The sequence below is a fragment of the Acidovorax sp. KPB24-03 genome, from assembly GCF_057546605.1.
Genome location: NZ_BAAJYR010000487.1, coordinates 1 through 2,275, shown reverse-complemented (window position 1 = coordinate 2,275; position 2,275 = coordinate 1). Strand labels below are relative to the sequence as shown.

1 protein-coding gene and 2 pseudogenes are annotated in these 2,275 nt (G+C 72.5%); all 3 read left to right on the top strand.

Annotated features, from left to right (window positions below):
• Positions 1-693 (top strand): annotated as a pseudogene (locus AC27KI_RS22995) (MFS transporter); the annotation flags it as partial.
• Positions 680-1,672: a tRNA (adenosine(37)-N6)-dimethylallyltransferase MiaA gene (gene miaA / locus AC27KI_RS22990; protein ID WP_487116019.1), complete on the top strand. Its 993-nt coding sequence runs from the start codon at positions 680-682 to the stop codon at positions 1,670-1,672. The pseudogene AC27KI_RS22995 and the gene miaA, both read left to right, overlap by 14 nt.
• Positions 1,669-2,275: pseudogene (locus AC27KI_RS22985) on the top strand (ABC transporter ATP-binding protein); the annotation flags it as partial. The gene miaA and the pseudogene AC27KI_RS22985, both read left to right, overlap by 4 nt.

Genomic DNA, 2,275 nt, shown 5'->3' with positions numbered 1-2,275 from the left:
CTACGGCGCGGCCACGCTGGCCGTGGTCGCCCTGGCCTGCCCGAGACGCTGGCGCGGCGCAACCCGCACGCCCTGCGGCCGGCCACGCAGGCACGCACCTGGGCCACGGTGCTGCGGCACCGCACGTTCTGGGCCTATTCGCTGCTGACCACGGCCAGCTACGGCGGGCTGTTCACGTTCCTGGCGGCATCGTCGTTCGTCTTCATCGAGGCCCTGGGACTGTCGCGACCGCAATACGGCGCCGTGCTGCTGTCGACTGCGCTGGCTTACCTGGTGGGCACGGTGCTCTGTCGGCAGTTGCTCGCGCGCCTGGGCGTGCGGCGCACCGTGGCGGTGGCCGGCGCCGTCAGCCTGCTCGGCGGCACGCTGATGGCCGCGGCGGCCTTCGCCGGCTGGCACACGCCGCTGGCGCTGCTGCTGCCGATGTGCGTGTTCATGGTGGCGCATGGCATCCACCAGCCCTGCGGGCAAAGCGGTGCGGTGGGCCCGTTTCCGCAGGCGGCCGGCGTGGCCTCGGCCCTGAACGGCTTCATGATGATGCTGGTCGCCTTTGCCGTGGGCCGATGGGTCGGCGCGCGGCTGGACGGCACCGTGTGGCCGCTGGTACACGGCGTGTGGGCCTGCTCGGCCGCGCTGGCGCTGACCGCCTGGACGCTGGTGCAACGACACGGAGAGCCCCATGCGCCTGCCTGAGACGCTGCCCTGCATCGCGCTGGCCGGCCCCACCGCCTCGGGCAAGACGGCGGGCGCACTGGCGCTGGCCGCATCGCTGGCACCGCATTGCCCGGTGGAGATCGTGAGCGTCGATTCGGCGCTGGTGTACCGCGGCATGGACATCGGCACGGCCAAGCCGACGCTCGCCGAACTGGCCGCGGTGCCGCACCACCTGATCGACATCCGCGACCCGTTGCACGCCTACAGCGCGGCCGAGTTCGTGGCCGACGCGAGCCGCCTCATCGCGCAGATCCGCGCCCGCGGCGCGCTGCCGCTGCTGGTGGGCGGCACCATGCTGTACTTCAAGGCCCTGCTGGACGGCATCGACGACATGCCGCCCGCCGACCCCGCCGTGCGTGCCGAACTGGAGGCCCAGGCCGCCGCCATCGGCTGGCCTGGCATGCACGCCGAACTGGCCCGCGTGGACCCGATCACCGCCGCGCGCCTGGCACCGGCGGACAGCCAGCGCATCCAGCGCGCGCTGGAGGTGTGGCGCATCGCAGGGCAGCCGCTGTCGAGCTTTCATACGATCAAAAAAGGAGCAGAAGACGGCGCCAATGCGGCGGTGGATGCCCTTTTCTCTCTGGAGCCCGAAGACCGCGCCTGGCTGCACGGGCGCATCGCCCAACGCTTCGACGCCATGCTGGACGCGGGCTTCGTCGATGAAGTGCGCCGGCTTCGGGCGCGCGGCGACCTGCACCCCGACCTGCCCTCCATGCGCTGCGTGGGCTACCGCCAGGCCTGGGAGGTGCTGGATGCCGAGGCGGCCACCGGCACGCTCGATGTGGCAGGCCTGCGCGAACGCGGCATGGCCGCCACCCGCCAGCTTGCCAAGCGCCAGGTGACCTGGCTGCGCAGCATGCCGGCACGCCACGCCATCCCCTGCGATGCCCCCGGCGCCACCGAACGGCTGGTGCAGGCCGTGCACCGGCGGCTGGCCGACGAGGCCGCGGCATGAGCGCCGCACCGTCCAGTACCGCCGGCTCCGCGAACGCCGTGCTGCGCGTCGAACAACTGGGCAAGCGCTACGGCGAGGCCGACGTGTTCGCGCAGGTGGACCTGGCCGTGCACCCGGGCGAGTTCGTGGCCATCGTGGGCGAATCGGGCGTGGGCAAGTCCACGCTGCTCAATTGCCTGGCGGGCCTCGATACCTGGGACACGGGCCGCATCGTGCACGGCGGCACCGACCTGTCCACGCTGGACGACACGCAGCGCGCCCTTTGGCGGCGCGCGCACGTGGGCTTCGTGTTCCAGGCCTTCCACGTGCTGCCGCACCTGGACGTGGCGCAGAACGTGGCGCTGCCGCTCATGCTGCTGGGCCGCACCGATCCGGCACGGGTGGCACACATGCTGGCCGCCGTGGGCCTGGAGGGCCTGGGCGATCGCCTGCCCCAGCAACTGAGCGGCGGACAACTGCAGCGCGTGGCCATCGCCCGCGCGCTGGTGCACCGCCCGGCCCTGCTGCTGGCCGACGAGCCCACCACCGCGCTGGACGTGACCCATCCAGGCGCAGATCCTGCAGCTGATCCGCCAGCTGCAGGAAGAGATGCGCATGGGACGT